Below are 18,233 nucleotides of genomic sequence, written 5' to 3'. Positions count from 1 at the left end.
ACCGCTGACCTCTTGCATGCCATGCAAGCGCTCTCCCAGCTGAGCTATACCCCCGTTCTTCTAATCAATTCCGTTTAGCGTCCGACGAATTTCCCATCGGGAATTTTCCAGGGGATCGGCACGTTTTACGGTGCGTTTTCCTTGAAATTTCGTCTTTCGTTGCCGGTTTTGTTTAGTGCCGTTGGCGAAGAAACGAGATTATGCACGAACTGAATTGGGTGTGCAAGTCGCTTTGCGGCAAAAAATAAAAAAGTTGCGAAAAAACGGGGGCAGGAAAGAGTTTGCCGCCGGATTCCGCGCTTTTTTTGCGCAGGAGGAAGCGTTCCCGCATGGCTGGAGCCCAGGCAAATCAAGGACTTGCCGGAATGCTATCGTGATCGGAAATTTTTTTGCAGCCGGGCAGGTATTTTGCGTGGCATTGTGGCCGGCCAGCCGCGGCACATGATGCGGGTATCAAGACAAGGACGTAGCGCGATGAGCAGCAAAACATCTTTTCCCACGAGCCCGCTGGGACGCACCGGAATGGCGGTCACCCGCATCGGCCTGGGAGCCTGGGCGATCGGCGGCAATGGTTGGGCGGTGGGCTGGGGCCCGCAGGACGACGCGGATTCCATTGGAGCCATCCGCCGGGCCGTGGAGCGGGGCATCAATTGGATCGATACCGCGGCCGTCTACGGTCTGGGGCATTCCGAGGAGATCGTGCGCCGCGCGCTGGCGCAGATGGCGCCGGCCGAGCGGCCCTACGTCTTCACCAAGTGCGGCCTGAACTGGTCCGCCGATCAGCCGCGGGCCATGCCGCGGCGCACGGGCGCGCCGGCCAGCATCCGGCGGGAAATCGAAGATTCGCTGCGGCGCCTGGGCGTGGAGCGCATCGATCTCTACCAGATGCACTGGCCGGCGGGCGACGGCACGCCGCTGGAGGCGTATTGGCAGCAACTGCTGGACCTGAAGCGCGAAGGCAAGGTGAGGGCGGTGGGCTTGTCGAACCACAATCTTGCGCAGATCCAAGCCGCGGAAGCGCTGGGCCACGTGGATACGCTGCAGCCGCCGTTTTCCGCCATACAGCGCGCGGCCGGCGCAGACCTCATTCCCTGGTGCGCCCGCAACGGCACGGGCGTCATCGTCTACAGCCCGATGCAGTCCGGCCTGTTGACCGGCCGCTTCAGCGTGGAGCGCGCGCGTTCCCTGCCCGAGGACGATTGGCGCGCGCGCAATGCGGAATTCGCATCGCCCAATATCGAACGCAACCTGGCGCTGGCCGAGGCCTTCAAACCGGTTGCCGAGCGCCATGGCACGACGGTCGCCGCGGTGGCGGCAGGCTGGACGCTGGCCTGGCCCGGCGTGACGGGCGCCATCGTGGGGGCGCGCAGCGCCGCCCAGGTGGACGGGCTGCTCGGCGCCGCGGAGCTCGAACTGGACAGCGAGGATATGGACGCCATCGCCGAGGCGATCGAACGTACGGGCGCGGGCGCCGGCCCCGTCCGTCCAGCCGAGGACAGCGGGGCCCTTCCGGCCAATCTGTTCGCCTGAGGCGCGTCAGCCGCGGCGCGACTTGCGGCCGCTGCCAACGGCTGCGATCAGCGCCAGCCCGATCAGGGCCAGCGCCGTTTTGTCGCCGAAACGCGCATAGGGCGTCAGGCCCGTCATTCCCTGCACCGCCACCGGCAGCACGCCGGCCTGCAGCGGCGCGAGTTGCGCCGCCACGCGGCCCTTCGCATCGATGGCGGCGGTAATGCCGGTGTTGGTCGAGGTCAGCATCGGGCGGGCGGTCTCGATGGTGCGCAGGCGGCCGATCTGCAAGTGCTGGCGCAGCGCCCAGGAGTTGCCGAACCAGCCCAGGTTGCTGACGTTCACGAGTATGGTCGCGCCCGGCTCGCCATTGGGGCCGGGTTGCAGCGCGGGCAGCAGGTCCGGTCCGAACAGGTCTTCATAGCAGATGTTGAACGCGATGTGCTGGCCGCCCACGGCAAATGGAGTCTGGCGCCGGGCCCCGCGGTCGAAATCTCCAAGGGGAATGTTCAGCATGTCGACGAACCAGTGGAAGCCCGGCGGCACGTATTCGCCCCAAGGCACCAGGTGGCGTTTGTCGTAGCGCATGGCGGTGCTGCCCTGGACGAGCTGCTCGAGCGGTGTATTGCCGTCGAAACCCATGACGCTGTTGGTATAGCGGTCGCGGCCGTTCACGCGGTCGTGCAGCGGCACGCCCATCGCGATGACGGTATTGCGCTGCGCGGCCACGTTGCGCCAGGTATCCCAGATGCGCGGATCGAGCTGGTCCTGGAAGATGGGCAGCACGGTTTCCGGCAGGATGACCAACTGCGGAGCGGGCACGCCGGGCGCGGCCGGCATGGCCGTCAGGTCAAGGTGCCGGATCAGGCTTTGCTCCAGCAGGGCGGGATCGAACTTCTGCGATTGCTCGATATTGCCCTGGACCAGCCTGACGTTCAGCGGATCGCCGGCGGGTGTGGACCAGTCGATGCGCGACAGCGGCCAGCCAGCCGCGGCCAGCGCCAGCGCGATTCCCGCCGCCACGGCGTGGCGTGAGCCGGGCCCCGGTTTTTTCGAGGGCTGCCACAGGCTGGCGAGCCCGGCGGCGGCGAAGGCGGACAGGAAGGCCATGCCGTGCACGCCCAGCAGCGGGGCCCAGCCCGCGATCGGGCCGTCGATCTGCGCATAGCCGATGTTGAGCCACGGGAAACCGGTCAGCAGGACGGCGCGCAGCCACTCGAATGCCGCCCACATCGCGGCCCAGGCCAGGGTGCCGGACAGAATACGGGAGGGGCGCGAATCCGGGGAAAGCGGCGCATAGCGGCGCGCCAGCGCGCTCGCCGTGGCGGGGAACAGGGCCAGGAAGGCGGACAGGGCCAGCACCGCGGCCACCGACAGTGGCGCGGACAGATCGCCGTAGCGGTGCAGGCTGATGAAGATCCAGTACAGGCCCAGCGCGTAGGTGGCGAAGCCGAACAGCCAGCCGCGCGCCCATGCCTGCCTGGCCGAGGGCGCGTACAGCGTCGCGCGGGCGGCGATGGCCAGCATCAGGATCTGGGTCGCCGCCAGCGCCCAGTCGGGCAGGGGGCCGGGAGAGAAAGTCAGGGCGTGCGCGGCGCCCGCCAGCAGCAGGCCGGCGGCGCCGCGCAGGTAGCGGCTGCGCGGGGAACTGGTCATGCGTCGGAAGAAGACTGGGAGGCTTGGGGCGGGGCGTTGCGCTTGACGCGCAGCCAGATGGCGCGGCGCGCGTCGCCGCGGGCCACTTCGAGGCGCAGGCCGTCGAATTCGGCGGTATCGCCGCGGCGCGGGATGCGCCCCAGCTGGCCGCCCATCCAGCCGCCGACGCTGTCGTATTCGTCGTCGGGCAACTGGCAGCCGAAGACGTCGTTGAAGTGCGAGATGTCGGTGGCCGCCAGGACGCGCCACTGGTTCTCGCCTTCGGGGAAGATCGAGTCTTCCTCGGTTTCGTCGAATTCGTCTTCGATGTCGCCGACGATCTGTTCCAGCACGTCTTCCATCGTGACCAGGCCGGAAATGCCGCCGTGTTCGTCGATGACGATGGCCTGGTGGTTGCGGCTGGCGCGGAACTCGTGCAGCAACACGTTCAGGCGCTTGGATTCGGGAATGAAGACGGCCGGCCGTACCAGCGTGCGCACTTCGATGCCGGGTTCCAGCATGCAGCGCAGCAGGTCCTTGGCCAGCAGGATGCCGATGATGTTGTCGCGGTCGCCTTCGTAGACGGGAAAGCGCGAATGCGCGGTCTCGATTACCGAGGCCACCAGGTAAGGGATGGGTTGGGTGACGTCGAGCAGGTCCATGCGGGAGCGCGGGACCATGATGTCGCCCACGGTGCCCTCGGACACGGCAAGCGCGCCCTTGATCATCTTGTAGGATTCCGCGTCGAGCAACTGGCGGTCGTGCGCGGCTTCCAGAACGGCTTTGATGCCTTCGCGGTCCTCGGGCTCTCGGCGCACGAGGGAAAGCAGGCGGTCTAGAAGGGATTTGGTGGCGGGTTTGGATGAGCGAGCAGGCGTCGCTTCGGGGGCAGGATAAGGGTCAGACATCGTCCGCAAGGACAAGTTGTGGAGGAGCCAGCATAACCGATACCGGCCTGCAATTTGTAACAACAGCCCCCAAAATAAGGGAAATCACCGCCATCTGCGCCCTGCTGGACGCTATTTTTCGGCATATTTTGCCTTGGGCCGCCCCAAGGCAAAAAGCGCCTCGCCGTATTTGGCGGATTCAGGCGGCCACGTAGGGGTCGGCGATGCGCATGGCGGCCAGCGTGGCGGTCTCCAGGGCTTCCATGCGCTTGGCGTCGCGCGCCTTGATGTGGTCGTAGCCCAGCGCGTGCAGCACGCCGTGGATGGTGAGGTGCGCGGCGTGGTCCAGCAGCGCCTTGCGCTGTTCGCGCGCTTCGCGCACCAGCACCGGCACGCACATCACGATGTCGCCGCGCGCAACGCCCAGGGGATCCACTCCGTACTCGAAGGTCAGCACGTTGGTGGCATAGTCGCGGCCGCGGAAGTCGCGGTTCAGCCGCCGGCCTTCGGCCGCGCCGACCAGCCGCAGGCTCAGCTCCGCGGCCGAGAACTCGACCAGTCCGTCTTGGGCGGCGCCCGCCAGCGCGCGCTCGGCCCAGCGGCGCAGGCGCCAGCGGGGCAGGCGGACTTCCTCGACGCCGTATTGCACGGACAGGGACAGTTCAGGCTTCATCTTCGGCGGCGCGGTCGTAGGCGTCGACGATGCGGGCGACCAGGGGATGGCGCACCACGTCTCGGCTGGTGAATCGGGTGGTGGCGATGCCCTGCACGTCGTGCAGCACCTTCACCGCATGCGCCAGGCCGCTGTCCTGGCCGCGCGGCAGGTCCACCTGGGAGGGGTCGCCGGTGATGACGGCCTTGCTGCCGAAGCCGATCCGCGTCAGGAACATTTTCATCTGTTCCGGCGTGGTGTTCTGCGCTTCGTCCAGGATGACGAAGGCATGGTTCAGCGTGCGGCCGCGCATGTAGGCCAGCGGAGCGATCTCGATCGTCTGCTTTTCGAACAGCCGCTGCACCTTTTCGAAGCCCATCAGGTCGTACAGCGCGTCGTACAGCGGCCGCAGGTACGGATCGACCTTCTGCGCCAGGTCGCCGGGCAGGAAGCCCAGGCGCTCGCCGGCCTCCACCGCGGGGCGCGTCAGCACCAGGCGCTGCACGGTGTCGCGCTCCATGGCGTCGATCGCGCAGGCCACGGCCAGCCAGGTCTTGCCGGTGCCGGCGGGGCCGACGCCGAAGGTGATGTCGTGCTTGAGGATGTTGTTCAGGTAGTCGCGCTGGCGGGGCGTGCGGGGGCGCAGATCGCTGCGCTTGGTGCGCAGGGCGATGCCGTCGCTCTCGTCGTCCAGGGCGGGCAGCGGGTCGATTTCCTGGGACAGCTCTTCCTTCAGTTCCTCTTCCTGCCGGCCGACGCCGATCTCGACGAGCCCCAGCTGGATATCGTCGACCGACAGGGCGCGGTGCACGGCCTGCTCATGGAAGCGGCGCAGCACGCGCGCGGCCAGCTCGGCCAATTCGCCCTCGATCGTGACTCGGCTGCCGCGGCGCGAGAGCTTGACGTTCATGCCGTCGGCCAGCTGGCGCAGGTTCTCGTCCAGCGGGCCGCAGAGATTGGCCAGATGGGTGTTGTCGCCGTCCAGGACGACGACGGCGGGCATGCTGCGACGGGCGCGGGAGCGGGAGGTGGTCATTAGGCCTCTTGGGAAACTCGGTCCACGTCGGCGACCCGCGCGCGCAGCGAATTGGTGTGCGCTTCGGTGATGATGACGTCGACCATTTGTCCGATGAGCCGCGCGGGCGCGGCGAAATTCACGATGCGGTTGTTCTCGGTGCGGCCCATCAGTTCATTCGGGTCGCGGCGCGAGGGGCCTTCCACCAGCAGGCGCTGGCGCGTGCCGATCATGTTGCGGGCGATCGTCGCCGCCTGCTCGTTGATCAGCGCCTGCAGGCGCTGCAGGCGGCGCAGCTTCACGTCCTGGGGCGTGTCGTCGTGGAGGTCGGCGGCCGGCGTGCCCGGACGGCGCGAATACACGAACGAGAACGAGGTGTCGAAGCCGACGTCCTCGATCAGTTTCATGGTTTTTTCGAAGTCTTCTTCGGTCTCGCCAGGAAAGCCGACGATGAAATCCGAGGACAGCGTCAGGTCGGGGCGGGCTGCGCGCAGGCGGCGCACGACGGACTTGAATTCCAGCGTGGTGTAGCCGCGCTTCATGGCGGCCAGGACGCGGTCGCTGCCGGCCTGGACCGGCAGGTGCAGGAACGACACCAGCTTGGGCAGGCGGGCATAGGCGTCCACCATGCGCTGGGTCATTTCCTTGGGATGCGAGGTGGTGTAGCGGATGCGCTCGATGCCGGGGATTTCGTGCACGTATTCCAGCAGCATGGCGAAGTCGGCGATTTCACCGGTATCGGCCATGCGCCCGCGGTAGGCGTTCACGTTCTGGCCCAGCAGGGTGACTTCCTTCACGCCCTGGTCGGCCAGGTCGGCCACTTCGACCAGCACGTCTTCGAAGGGACGCGAGACTTCCTCGCCGCGCGTGTAGGGCACGACGCAGAAGCTGCAGTACTTGCTGCAGCCTTCCATGATCGAGACGAAGGCCGTGGCGCCGTCGACGCGCGGCGGCGGCATGTTGTCGAACTTCTCGATCTCGGGAAAGCTGATGTCGACCTGCGAACGGCCTTCCTCGCGGCGGCGCTGGATCAGCTCGGGCAGGCGGTGCAGCGTCTGCGGGCCGAACACCACGTCGACGTAGGGCGCGCGCTTGACGATGGCTTCGCCCTCCTGGCTGGCCACGCAGCCGCCCACGCCGATCACCAGATTGGGATTGGTCTTCTTCAGGTGCTGCACGCGGCCCAGGTCGGAGAAGACTTTTTCCTGCGCCTTCTCGCGCACCGAACAGGTGTTGAACAGGATGACGTCGGCTTCTTCCGGGTCGTTGGTCAGCTCCAGCCCCTGGTCGCCGCGCAGCACGTCGGCCATCTTGTCCGAATCGTATTCGTTCATCTGGCAGCCGAAAGTGCGGATGTACAGCTTGCGGGGGGAGCCGGCGCCGGTGGCCGGAAGGGGAGCGTTCGCGCCGTCGCGCTGGGCGTCGGCGCGCTTGAGGGAAATTTCTTGCATGATGGTCGCCGTGACGGGTGTAGATCCCGGGGGCAGGAAGATGGGAAACGGCGAATTTTAACTCTTGCGTGAATTTGTTTCTTGGTCTTGCCCGCGGCGGCCGTTACGATAACTATCAGGCTGGCTTTCAGATTCCAGTAATATTTATCATTTCCCTGATGCGGCACCGATGAATTCCAATCCCTTGACGCCTCCGGTAGCCGCTCCCGCGATCGATGCCGCGACGGGCGCCCTTCCGGCGGACCGCTTCCGCAATCCGTTTTCGCCCTTGACCTGGCTGCTGCTGGGCTGCGCGCTGGCATTGGCCGCGGGCGCCAGCGCGCTCTGGATCGACCTGCCGCTGGCCATCTGGATCAAACAGTCCGTCACCGAAGGCGTGAACGAGTCCTTCGAATGGGTGGGCGAGCTGGGTGAAAGCGGCAGCTATATCGCCGTGGCGCTGGCCTTTTACGTCATCGGGCTGGTCGGGCTCGCTCGCGGCTGGCGCAACCCCGTGCGCATGAGCTACGCGAGCATGGCGCGGGGCAGTCTGCTGATGCTCTCCACCATGGCAGTGGGCGGGCTGGTCGTGCTGGTGCTGAAGCGCTCGGTGGCGCGGGCGCGGCCCGAGCTCTTCTTCGAAAAGGGCGTCTACGGGTTGGGCGAGTCGTTTTCCCGCGCCCAGCTTTTCAATTCGTTCCCGTCCAGCCATACCTATGCAGCGTTCTCGGTGGCCGTGGTGCTGGGCATCCTGGCGCCCCGTTGGCGGTGGGTATTCCTGCTGCTGGCGACGCTGGTCGCGGTAAGCCGCCTGGTCAACCTGGATCATTACCTGTCCGACGTGATGACCGCCGCGGGCATCGCGGTATTGATCGGCCATGTGCTGGCGCCCCGCGTGCTGGACGCCAGGTACCAGTGGCCGCTGCGCGCGCCGTGGAAATGGTGGCGCCAGCCTGATGCTCCGCGTGTCTGACACCTGGTCACATGCTCCGTGTGTCTGACACCCGAGGAGAGAGACTTCGTTATGCTCCGGTGCCGCCGGGTGTCTGACACCGGGTCAGAACTGGGTGTCTGACACCCATATGAGACGGTCTTTCGACCACGAAACAGTCTTCCCGGGTGTCTGACACCGGCTCACATGCTCGCGTGTCTGACACCCGTATGAGACGGTCTTTCGACCACGAAACAGTCTTCCCGGGTGTCTGACACCGGCTGACTTGAATGAACAGCCGTCCAGATACGGCCGGTGTCAGACACCCGCCAGCGCCAGAGTATGGCGGCGTCCATCTCCTCGGGTGTCAGACACGCGGAAGGTTGGGCTGTCAGACACGCGGAAGGTTGGGCTGTCACACACGCGGAAGGTCGGGTTCCGCCGCGAAGTTCACCACCACGCGCCGGTTGCTGCGGCTTTTCTTTTCGATCTTGGTCACGACCACGGCGCCGATCTCGCCCGTGTTGGCCACGTGCGTGCCGCCGCAGGGCTGGCGGTCCACGCCGGGAATTTCGACGATGCGGATGCTGCTTGTGCCCGCCGGCGGAGCGGCCCCTACCGTGCGCACCAAATCCGGTTCCGCCGCCAGTTGCTCCGGCGTGATGCAGTTGATACTGACGCCGAGGCCCGAGCCGATCAGCGCGTTCAGGCGTTCGGTCAGGTCGGCCTTGTCCAGCGTGGACTCGGGCAGATCGAAGTCGATGCGCGCGGAGTCGGGCGAGATATTGCAGCCCGTCACTGGCGCGGGCACCAATGAGCCGAGCAGGTGCAGGCAGGTGTGCAGCCGCATCAGCCGATGGCGGCGCGGCCAGTCGATGGCCACCGATACGCGTTCGCCCACCTGGGGCAGCGCGCCGCCGTCCGGCACGTGCAGGATGCGCTGGCGGTCATCCGCATACAGCGTGTCCGCCAGGGCCAGCACCCGGCCGTCCGCCAGCGTCAGCGTGCCGCTGTCGCCCGCCTGCCCGCCGCTGCGCGCATAACAGACGGTTTCATCGAGTTCGATGCCTTCGGGGCCGACGGCGACCACGGTGGCGTCGCAGCGGTCCAGGTAGGGGTCTTCGTCGAATCGCTTGCGGGGGGCGGGCATGGATGGGTCTCCGGAATGGGCGGGTGGTTCGTTCGGGAAGGGCAGCCGGCGGGCGCCGGGCCCGGCGGCAGGGCTCCTCAGGCCAGGACCTTCACGCCCTGCGCCGTTTCTATGCGGGCGCTGAGGCGGGGCGGGCCATCGGCCTGTTCGACATGGATCAGATGGTCGGCGCCCAGCCAGGTCAAGCCCTGGCGCAGCAGCCCCGCCTGCGGATGGCTGCCCAAGAGCTGGACCAGCGCCAGGTCCTGGCGCGGTAGGCTGAGTCCGGGGTAGTCCGGCACGTCCCATTGGATCAGCGTGGGCAGCAGGCCGTCGCCCGCCGCGTGGCCGGCCTCGCGCCAGGCGGGCAGGCTGCCGTCGTCGGGCACCGTCAGCCGCCAGCGCAGGTCGCCGCGCGACATGGGGATCGCAGGGGCAAGGCGGTCAGGGTGTTCGGCCTGCATGCGGGTGAGATCCAGCGGCGCTTCCACCCTGGCGGCCCAGTGGGCCAGGAAGGGCCCTTGTTCCAGGCGGGCGCGCATGGCCGGCTGGTCCAGCCCGAACCAGCGCGGCCGCGAGGGCGGCTCGGCGTTCGGGTCGATGGCGATCACTTCCAGATAGATGCCGCCGGCCATGCCCAGGACCCGGTTGTGGGTGCCCATGCGCGGGTGGGCGCCGCCGCCGGAGGGCGCGATGCCGAGCAGCCCGGCGACGTATCCGGTGCCGCTGGCGAGATCGGGCGCGGCGATGACGAGGTGATCGATGGCGAGTTTCATGATGTGGCTATGGTAGCCCAGCAATACGCCTCAGCAGCCGAATTCCCTCCGCTTGAGGACCTTGTCTATCAGCCCCCATTCCAGCGCTTCCTCGGCGGTCATGTAGCGGTCGCGGTCCAGCGTGCGTTCGACTTCTTCGTAGCTGCGTCCGCAGTGCTGCGCATAGACGCGGGTAACCCGCTCCTTGGTCCGCCGGATTTCCTCGGCGTGGATGAGCACGTCCGATGCCTGGCCCTGGAAGCCGCCCAGGGGCTGGTGGACGTGGATGCTGGCGTTGGCCAGCGCGCAGCGTTCGCCCGGTTCGCCCGCCATGAGCAGGAACGACCCCATGGAGCGGGCGGTGCCCATGCACAGCGTGTGCACGGGGGCGGTGATGTACTGCATGGTGTCGTACATGGCCAGGCCGCTGGTGATCACGCCGCCGGGCGAGTTGATGTACAGGTGGATCGGCTTGGTGGGGTTCTCGGATTCCAGGAACAGCAGCTGCGCGCAGACCAGGGCGGACACGGCGTCGTTGACCTCGCCGTTCAGGAAAATGATGCGGTCGCGCAGCAGCCGCGAATAAATGTCGAAGGACCGTTCTCCCCGGCCGGACTGCTCGACGACCATCGGCACGTATTGCATGACGTCCTGCATGGACTATCTCCTGTATAGCGGATGTGATGCGTTCGGGCCGGATTCAGGCCGCGCGCATGAGGAAGGGGCCGGCGTCGTTGGCGGCGCTGGGCGCGGCGTGTTCCAGGCGGGCGTCGGCCAGCGCATGGATGATCCGGAGTACGGTGCCCCCGCCGGGGGCCGGCCGGAGTTGGAACGTGACCAGGCTTTCGAGGAAGGGAGGTTGGTCGTCGCGCATCCGGTAGCGCACTTCCTCCGCGGGCGCGGAGACTTCGGGTTCGGTGCTGGCCAGCGCCTGGCCGGGCAGCCACTGTTCGCGGAATTCGGGAATGCTGATGGCGCGCCAGACTTTTTCCGGAGGCGCGTCGAGCTCGTATTCCTGCACGATGTCTTGCGGCCGGTCTTCGGAGGCGGTTTGGTTCATTGGTCCATGTCCTTGAGCAGGGCGTTCAGGGCGTCGACGCGGGCGGGCCAGTACGAGCGGTACTTCGCCAGCCGCCCGGCGATGAGCGCCAGGCCGTCGGGGTCGATTTCGTAGTTCACGAAGCGGCCTTGTTTTTCCTCGCGCACCAGCCGCGCCTTGCGCAGCACGGAAAGGTGCTGGGACATGGCTGGCTGGCTGATTTCCATGCCTACGCGCAGCGCGCTGGCATTCATGCCGCCCGCGGCCAGCTTTTCGAAGATGGCGCGGCGGGTGGGATCGGCCAGCGCCTTGAAGATGTCGTTTTCGAGCATGCGAACACATTAGCTAATACTTATGTATTTGGCAAGCGCCGCTTGCGGCCGGCGAAAAAAAACCGCCGCAAATGCGGCGGTTGTCTGCGCGGAGAGGATCAGGCGGCTTCGCCTTCCTCGCCTTCCTTCTTGACGGGCTTGATCAGGTCTTCGCGCTTGACGCCCATCCACATGGCCAGCGCGGCGGCGACGAACACCGACGAATAGATGCCGAACCAGATGCCGATGGTCAGGGCCATGGCGAAGTAATGCAGGGTGGGGCCGCCGAAGAACAGCATCGCCAGCACCATCATCTGGGTCGAGCCGTGGGTGATGATGGTCCGCGAGATCGTTTGCGTGATGGCGCTGTTGATGACTTCCTGCACGTCCGCCTTGCGGTACTTGCGGAAGTTCTCGCGGATCCGGTCCATGATGACCACGGATTCGTTGACGGAGTAGCCCAGCACAGCAAGCACCCCCGCCAGCACCGACAGCGAGAACTCCCACTGGAAGAAGGCGAAGAAGCCCAGGATGATCACCACGTCGTGCAGGTTGGCGATCACGCCGGCGACGGCGAACTTCCATTCGAAGCGGAAGCCCAGGTACACCATGATGCCGATGACCACGACCAGCAGCGCCATCAGGCCGTTGTGCAGCAGCTCCTGGCCCACCTGCGGGCCAACGAACTCCACGCGGCGCAGTTCGACGCCGGAATCGGCGGCCTTCAGCGCGGCCATCACGGTTTCGCTCTGGGTGGCCGAGGTCTGCCCTTCCTGCAGGGGCAGGCGGATCATGACGTCGTGCGAGGTGCCGAAGTTCTGCACCTGGAAGTCGGTGTAGCCCAGCTTGGAGACGACGCCCCGCACGTTTTCCAGCTGCGCCGTCTGGGCGTAGTTGACCTCCATGACCGTGCCGCCGGTGAATTCGATCGACAGGTGGAAGCCGCGAGTGATGATGAAGAAGACCGCCGCCACGAAGGTGACGAGGCTGATGATGTTCAGCACCAGCGCGTGGCGCATGAACGGGATGGTGCGGTGAATACGGAAAAATTCCATTTTTCGCCTTCGGCTTTATCGGTGGCGGGCGGCTGTGCCGCCCGCGCGGATGTTCAGTTGGTCTTCGGCTTCCAGACTTCACCGATGGAGATCGTCGTGAGCTTCTTCTTGCGGCCGTAGTACAGATTGGCCAACGCGCGCACGCCCACCACCGACGAGAACATCGAGGTCAGGATGCCCAGGCAGTGCACCACGGCGAAGCCCCGGATCGGGCCCGAGCCGAAGGCCAGCAATGCCAGGCCCACGATCAGCGTCGTGAGGTTCGAGTCGAGAATCGTGCCCCAGGCGCGTTCGAAACCGTGGTGGATGGCCTGCTGCGGCGAGGCGCCCGCCCGCAGCTCTTCCCGTATGCGCTCGTTGATCAGCACGTTCGAGTCGATGGCCATGCCGAGCGTCAGCGCGATGGCCGCGATGCCAGGCAGAGTCAGCGTGGCCTGCAGCATGGACAGCAGCGCCAGCAGCAGCAGCACGTTCAGGGTCAGGCCGATCGTCGAGAACACGCCGAACAAGTGGTAGTACAGGATGATGAACGCGGCGATGGCCAGGAAGCCGTACAGCGTCGAATGGAAGCCCTTCGAGATGTTGTCGGCGCCCAGGCTCGGGCCGATGGTGCGTTCCTCGATGATGGACATCGGCGCGGCCAGCGCGCCGGCGCGCAGCAGCAGGGCGGTGTCGGCGGCTTCCTCGGAGCTCATGCTGCCGGAGATCTGCACCTGCCCGCCCGCGATTTCGCTGCGGATGACCGGGGCCGTGACCACTTCGCCCTTGCCGTTCTCGAACAGCAGGATGGCCATGCGCTTGCCGATGTTGTCGCGGGTCACGTCGCGGAAGATGCGGGCGCCCTTGGAGTCCAGTGTCAGGTGCACGGCGGCCTGCTGGGTCTGCGAATCGCGGCCGGGCTGGGCGTCCTGCAGGTTTTCGCCGGTCAGGACGACCTGGCGGCGCACCAGGATCGGGCGGCCGTCGCGGTCGTTGTAGCGTTCGAGGCCGAAGGGCACGGTGCCGCCCAGCAGCGCGGCCTGCGCGGCGGGGGAGTCGTCGACCATGCGGATTTCCAGCGTGGCCGTGCGGCCCAGCAGTTCCTTGGCCTTGGCCACGTCCTGCACGCCGGGCAGCTGGACCACGATGCGGTCGGCGCCTTGCTGCTGGATGACCGGTTCGGCCACGCCGAGTTCGTTGATGCGGTTGTGCAGCGTATTGATGTTCTGCTTCAGCGCGGAATCCTGCACGCGGGTCACGGCGGCCGGGTTCAGGGCGCCGATCAGCAGGGGCTTGCCGTTTTCCTCGCGTTCGGCGAACTCCAGGTCGGGCAGGCGGCTGCGCAGGGTGGAGACGGCGCGGTCGCGGTCGGCCGTGTTGGCGAAGGTGGCGGCGATGCCGAGGCCCGAGCGTTCGACGCCGGCCACGTTGACCTTCTGGTCGCGCAGCACCGAGCGGACGTCCGCGGCCAGGGAATCGTAGCGGGCGGTCAGGGCGCCCTGCATGTCCACTTGAAGCAGGAAGTGCACGCCGCCGCGCAGGTCCAGGCCCAGGTACATCGGCTTGGGCGCGAACCAGCCCATCGCGCGCATCCAGGAAGGCGATGCGGGCAGCAGGTTCAGCGCGACCGTGTAGTGGGGGTCGCCGGCGACGGTGTTGAGGGATCTGTCGAGAAGGTCGCGGGCCTGCAGTTGCAGGTCGGTCGAGGAGAAGCGCGCGCGCACGGTGCCGAGCGTGCCGTTCTGTTCGTAGTAGACCCCTTCGTTGGGGATCTTGGCGTCGGCCAGCACCTGCTCGACCCGGCCCAGCATGGCGGTATCCACCTTCACGGTGGCCTTGGCGCTGGAAACCTGGACGGCGGGGGACTCGCCGTAGAAGTTGGGAAGCGTATACAGCAGGCCGATGATGACCGCGATCAGGACCGTAATGTACTTCCAGAGAGGATAGCGGTTCATTGCCGGCTACTTCATGTGAGAGTGATAAAAGGGCCGCCCGAGCGGCAGGCGCGGCGGGCGGCGGGAGGAGCCATCAAGAGCGCAGGAGCCCGATCAGGGCTCCATTGGGACGCTTACAGGGCCTTGATGGTTCCCTTGGGCAGCACGGTCGAGACCGAGGACTTCTGCATGATCACTTCGACGGGCTTGTCGGCCAGTTCCGAGACTTCCACCGTGACGTAGCTGTCGTTGACCTTGGTGACCTTGCCGAGCATGCCGCCGGCGGTGACCACTTCATCGCCCTTGGCCAGGGCGGCGAGCAGATTGCGATGTTCCTTCTGGCGCTTCATCTGGGGACGGATCATCAGGAAATAGAGGATCACGAACATCAGGATGATGGGCAGCATGCCCATCAGCGCGTTGCCTTCAGGGGCGGCCTGGGCCACGACGAGGCTGGCGGTATCGATAACGGACATTGAATTCTCCTGCGTTTAGTTTGTTTGGGGGGTCATGTTTATGTTTTTCTGCGCCCATCCCCGCGCGAGCCATGGATAGGGCAAGCCGACTATTGTATATAGGTTCCGCCGCCCGCCGGTGCGCGCGCATTGCGGGTTGCCGGCGCGGCCGGGGCGTGGCCCCTGGGCCGGCTGGACTTCTGAAATTCTAATCCACCCCCCGCTTGCGGTCGGCGGCGAACTGGGCGCGCCAGGCGTCGAAGCGGCCCTCGGCGATGGCTTCCCGCATTTCTTTCATGATGGTCAGGTAGAAATGCAGGTTGTGCAGGGTATTCAGGCGCGCCCCGGTGATTTCATTGGCCCGCTGGAGGTGGTGCAGGTACGCCCGGGAGAAATTCGCGCAGGTGTGGCAGGCGCAGCTCGGGTCCAGCGGGCGGGTGTCGTCGCGGTACTTGGCGTTGCGGATCTTGACGTCGCCAAAGCGGGTGAACAGCCAGCCGTTGCGGGCGTTGCGGGTGGGCATGACGCAGTCGAACATATCCACGCCGCGGGAGACGCCCTCGACCAGGTCTTCCGGCGTGCCCACGCCCATCAGGTAGCGGGGCGCCTGCGCCGGCAGCTTGGGCGTCACGTGCGCCAGGATGCGCATCATGTCTTCCTTGGGCTCGCCGACCGACAGGCCGCCGATGGCGTAGCCGTGGAAACCGATGTCCTGCAGCCCGGCCAGGGATTCGTCGCGCAGCGATTCGTACATGCCGCCCTGGACGATGCCGAAGAGGGCGTTGGGATTGCCCAGGCGGTCGAATTCCTCGCGCGAGCGGCGCGCCCAGCGCAACGACATGCGCATCGAGCGGGCGGCCTCCTCGACGGTGGCGGGCCGGCCGTCGATTTCATAGGGGGTGCATTCGTCGAACACCATGACGATGTCGGAGTTCAGCGAACGCTGGATGCGCATGGATTCTTCCGGCGTCAGGAACAGGCGCGCGCCGTCGATCGGGGAGGCGAACTTCACGCCTTCCTCGGTGATCTTGCGCATGCCCTGCAGGCTGAATACCTGGAAGCCGCCGGAATCGGTCAGGATAGGCTTGTCCCATTGCATGAAACCGTGCAGGCCGCCGTGCTTTTCCATGATTTCCGTGCCCGGGCGCAGCCACAGGTGGAAGGTGTTGCCCAGCACGATCTGCGAGCCGATCTCCTTCAGTTCGTGGGGCAGCATGGCCTTGACGCTGCCATAGGTGCCCACGGGCATGAAAATGGGCGTCTCCACCACGCCATGGTTCAGCGTGATGCGGCCGCGGCGGGCGCCGCCGTCGGTGGCGAGCAGTTCGAAGTTCAGTCCGGTCATGGGGCGGGGGACTCGATAAACATGGCGTCGCCATAGCTGAAGAAGCGATAGCGCTCGGCGACGGCGTGGGCGTAGGCGCGGCGTATCGGTTCGACGCCGGCCAGCGCCGACACCAGCATCAGCAGGGTCGACTGGGGCAGGTGGAAATTGGTGACCAGGGCGTCGATGACGCGGTACTGGTATCCGGGGGTGATGAACAGGCGGGTGTCGCCCTGGGCGGCGGCCAGCGGCAGGCCGGGCGCGGTGCGCCCCTCGGTCTGGGCGGCGGCGGATTCCAGGGCGCGCACGCTGGTGGTGCCGACGGCGACGACCCGGCCGCCCTGGCGGCGGGCGGCGGCGATCGCGTCCACCGTGGCCGGGGGCACGGTGAACCACTCGGCATGCATGACGTGGTCGGCCAGATTGTCCACGCGCACGGGCTGGAAGGTGCCCGCGCCCACGTGCAACGTGACGAAGGCGCGCGAAACGCCAAGGGCGTCCAGGCGGTCCAGCGTGGGCTGGTCGAAGTGGAGGCCGGCGGTGGGGGCCGCCACGGCGCCCGGCTCGCGGGCGTAGACCGTCTGGTAGCGCTCGTCGTCGCCGGCGTCGGCCTGGTGGGTGATGTAGGGCGGCAGCGGCGTCGCGCCGTGCGCGTCCAGCAACTCCAGCACGGGGCCGGGGAAGCGGATATCGAAGAGTTCCCCTTCGCGGCCCAGCACCGTGGCCTCGAACGCGTCGGCCAGCCGCAGCACCATCCCTGCGCCCGGCGATTTGCTGGCGCGCACGTGGGCCAGCACGCGGTCGGGTTCGGTGATGCGTTCGACCAGCACCTCGACCTTGCCGCCCGTGATCTTGTGGCCGTTCAGGCGCGCCTTGATGACGCGGGTGTCGTTGAAGACCAGCAGGTCGTGCGGGCGCAGCAGCGTGGCGAGGTCGGCGAACTGGCGGTCGTGCAGTTCGCCGGCGCGGTCCAGGTGCAGCAGGCGGCTGCCCGTGCGCTCGGCGGCGGGCGTCTGGGCGATGAGCTCAGGCGGCAGGTCGTAGTTGAAATCGGAAACGGTGAGGGACTGGGTCACGCGGATATCCGTCCGGCAAAGGGCGGTGAAATGAAGACGAAAGCGAGCCGGGCGATCCCGGGGCAACCCGGTATTGTAAAGCGGCCGGCCCCGGGCCGCGGCGCGGCAGGGGCGGGGAGTTCCGGCGCATCCGTTTCAACCTGCGGGATTCCACCCCAGCCGGCGCGAGCAGTCGGCCGCCGCGGCGACCAGCGCCCGTACCGGTTCGCCCTCCGGCGCCAGATCGAACGCGCCATGCAGCCCCAGGCCGGTAATGGCGCCCGCCAATTGGCCCTGGGCATCCAGCACGGGCACGGCGGCCGAGTCGATGGCGTGCAGCAGATGGCCGCTGACGCAGGCATAGCCGCGCTGGCGGGTGGCCTGCCATTGCCGGTGCAGCGCGCCGGCGGGATCGCCGGGCGGTTCGGCCGCATCCAGCGCCCGGGCCGCTTCCCGGCGGCGGGTCGCGTCGGCGTCCTGGCCCAGCAGCGCATCCCATTCCGATAGCGCCCTGGGCAGAACCAGGGCTTCGGGCAGCCAGGCGGCGAAAACCCGGCCTGTGGCGCTGTTGAGCAGCGGCAGCACCGAGCCCACCCGCACGTTGACGGTCACCGGCAGCCGCGCGTCGCGCCATTGCACGATGGTGGGACCGTGCTGGCCCCAGACCGAGATGAACACGGTCTGGCCGATGGCGGCGCTCAGGCCGTCCAGGCTGCCGGCCGCCAGCTTCACGAAATCCACTTCGGCCAGCGCCGCCAGTCCGGTGTGCAGCGCCTGCGGGCCCAGCCGGTAGCGGGCGCTGGCCGCGTCCTGCTCCACATAGCCGCGCCGCTCCAGCGACACCAGGTAGCGGTGCACCTTGGCGCGCGGCATGTCCAGGCTGCGGCCCAGCTCGGACACGGATAGGGCGCCGCCCAATTCGGCCAGCCGCGTCAGCACGTCCAGGGCGATTTCGGCTGATTGGATCCCCGTGCTGCTATCTGTTGACATGAGTTTGTCTCTTATTAGAATACGTGTATCACTAAAAAATACAGCGCTTGCCAGTCACTGGCAACGTGGAGACCAGCAAGAACGCAGCCGCGCCGCGCTGCGAGGCCCTGCGGACAAACCCGCAGCGCGCCCCCGAGGCGCCCGCCAG

Annotated in this window: 18 protein-coding genes; 2 read left to right on the top strand and 16 right to left on the bottom strand. The window is 66.9% G+C overall.

From position 1 onward, the window contains the following. The first annotated feature begins 474 nt into the window (after positions 1-474). Positions 475-1,530, top strand: coding sequence for an aldo/keto reductase (locus JL37_RS12190; protein ID WP_043544400.1), 1,056 nt, complete (start codon positions 475-477; stop codon positions 1,528-1,530). A gap of 6 nt (positions 1,531-1,536) precedes the next feature. On the opposite strand, the gene lnt is transcribed toward JL37_RS12190, so the two are convergent. From lnt to miaB, 5 genes are all read right to left on the bottom strand, one after another. Next, positions 1,537-3,165, bottom strand: a complete 1,629-nt coding sequence (gene lnt, locus JL37_RS12185; protein WP_043544399.1) for an apolipoprotein N-acyltransferase — start codon at positions 3,163-3,165, stop codon at positions 1,537-1,539. Next, entirely contained in the window at positions 3,162-4,052 is an 891-nt protein-coding gene (locus tag JL37_RS12180) for an HlyC/CorC family transporter (RefSeq protein ID WP_043544398.1), read from the bottom strand. Before JL37_RS12180 ends, lnt begins: the two co-directional genes overlap by 4 nt. A 178-nt stretch (positions 4,053-4,230) precedes the next feature. Then, positions 4,231-4,704 (bottom strand): rRNA maturation RNase YbeY, encoded by a 474-nt coding sequence (gene ybeY / locus JL37_RS12175; RefSeq protein ID WP_043544397.1) that lies wholly within the window; start codon positions 4,702-4,704, stop codon positions 4,231-4,233. Then, positions 4,694-5,719 (bottom strand): PhoH family protein, encoded by a 1,026-nt coding sequence (locus JL37_RS12170; RefSeq protein ID WP_043544396.1) that lies wholly within the window; start codon positions 5,717-5,719, stop codon positions 4,694-4,696. Before JL37_RS12170 ends, ybeY begins: the two co-directional genes overlap by 11 nt. Next, complete coding sequence (gene miaB / locus JL37_RS12165; RefSeq protein WP_043544395.1) at positions 5,719-7,149, bottom strand: tRNA (N6-isopentenyl adenosine(37)-C2)-methylthiotransferase MiaB; 1,431 nt, start codon at positions 7,147-7,149, stop codon at positions 5,719-5,721. The genes JL37_RS12170 and miaB overlap by 1 nt, the downstream gene beginning before the upstream one ends. Before the next feature lie 169 nt (positions 7,150-7,318). Here miaB and JL37_RS12160 point away from each other — a divergent pair, with 169 nt between their 5' ends. Continuing rightward, on the top strand, positions 7,319-8,101 hold the full coding sequence (locus JL37_RS12160) for a phosphatase PAP2 family protein (RefSeq protein ID WP_081955052.1): 783 nt from the start codon (positions 7,319-7,321) through the stop codon (positions 8,099-8,101). 373 nt (positions 8,102-8,474) lie between these two features. On the opposite strand, the gene JL37_RS12155 is transcribed toward JL37_RS12160, so the two are convergent. From JL37_RS12155 to JL37_RS12105, 11 genes are all read right to left on the bottom strand, one after another. Beyond that, complete coding sequence (locus JL37_RS12155) at positions 8,475-9,209, bottom strand: alanyl-tRNA editing protein (protein WP_043544394.1); 735 nt, start codon at positions 9,207-9,209, stop codon at positions 8,475-8,477. 77 nt (positions 9,210-9,286) lie between these two features. Beyond that, a complete protein-coding gene (locus JL37_RS12150; protein ID WP_043544484.1) occupies positions 9,287-9,964 on the bottom strand; it encodes a VOC family protein in 678 nt (225 codons plus the stop codon). A 30-nt stretch (positions 9,965-9,994) separates the two neighbouring features. Then, positions 9,995-10,600 carry an ATP-dependent Clp protease proteolytic subunit gene (locus tag JL37_RS12145; protein ID WP_043544393.1) on the bottom strand — a complete coding sequence of 202 codons (606 nt, stop codon included), beginning with the start codon at positions 10,598-10,600 and terminating at the stop codon, positions 9,995-9,997. Between the two features lie 43 nt (positions 10,601-10,643). Beyond that, the gene (locus tag JL37_RS12140) at positions 10,644-11,003 is read right to left on the bottom strand and encodes an SRPBCC domain-containing protein (RefSeq protein WP_043544392.1); all 360 of its coding nucleotides are present in this window, start codon (positions 11,001-11,003) and stop codon (positions 10,644-10,646) included. Beyond that, positions 11,000-11,314: a metalloregulator ArsR/SmtB family transcription factor gene (locus JL37_RS12135; RefSeq protein ID WP_043544391.1), complete on the bottom strand. Its 315-nt coding sequence runs from the start codon at positions 11,312-11,314 to the stop codon at positions 11,000-11,002. Before JL37_RS12135 ends, JL37_RS12140 begins: the two co-directional genes overlap by 4 nt. Before the next feature lie 98 nt (positions 11,315-11,412). Then, the gene (gene secF, locus JL37_RS12130) at positions 11,413-12,348 is read right to left on the bottom strand and encodes a protein translocase subunit SecF (RefSeq protein ID WP_043544390.1); all 936 of its coding nucleotides are present in this window, start codon (positions 12,346-12,348) and stop codon (positions 11,413-11,415) included. Positions 12,349-12,401: 53 nt separating this feature from the next. Further along, positions 12,402-14,282, bottom strand: coding sequence for a protein translocase subunit SecD (gene secD, locus JL37_RS12125; protein ID WP_043544389.1), 1,881 nt, complete (start codon positions 14,280-14,282; stop codon positions 12,402-12,404). A 113-nt stretch (positions 14,283-14,395) separates the two neighbouring features. Beyond that, a complete protein-coding gene (gene yajC / locus JL37_RS12120; protein WP_043544388.1) occupies positions 14,396-14,737 on the bottom strand; it encodes a preprotein translocase subunit YajC in 342 nt (113 codons plus the stop codon). 187 nt (positions 14,738-14,924) lie between these two features. After that, complete coding sequence (gene tgt, locus JL37_RS12115) at positions 14,925-16,061, bottom strand: tRNA guanosine(34) transglycosylase Tgt (RefSeq protein WP_043544387.1); 1,137 nt, start codon at positions 16,059-16,061, stop codon at positions 14,925-14,927. Then, on the bottom strand, positions 16,058-17,116 hold the full coding sequence (gene queA, locus JL37_RS12110) for a tRNA preQ1(34) S-adenosylmethionine ribosyltransferase-isomerase QueA (protein WP_043544386.1): 1,059 nt from the start codon (positions 17,114-17,116) through the stop codon (positions 16,058-16,060). The genes tgt and queA overlap by 4 nt, the downstream gene beginning before the upstream one ends. A 135-nt stretch (positions 17,117-17,251) precedes the next feature. Continuing rightward, positions 17,252-18,085: an IclR family transcriptional regulator gene (locus JL37_RS12105; RefSeq protein ID WP_043544385.1), complete on the bottom strand. Its 834-nt coding sequence runs from the start codon at positions 18,083-18,085 to the stop codon at positions 17,252-17,254. Positions 18,086-18,233 lie beyond the last annotated feature (148 nt).

Source organism: Achromobacter sp. RTa, assembly GCF_000757485.1.
GTDB lineage: Bacteria > Pseudomonadota > Gammaproteobacteria > Burkholderiales > Burkholderiaceae_B > Achromobacter.
This window is presented reverse-complemented; position numbering and strand designations above follow the sequence as displayed.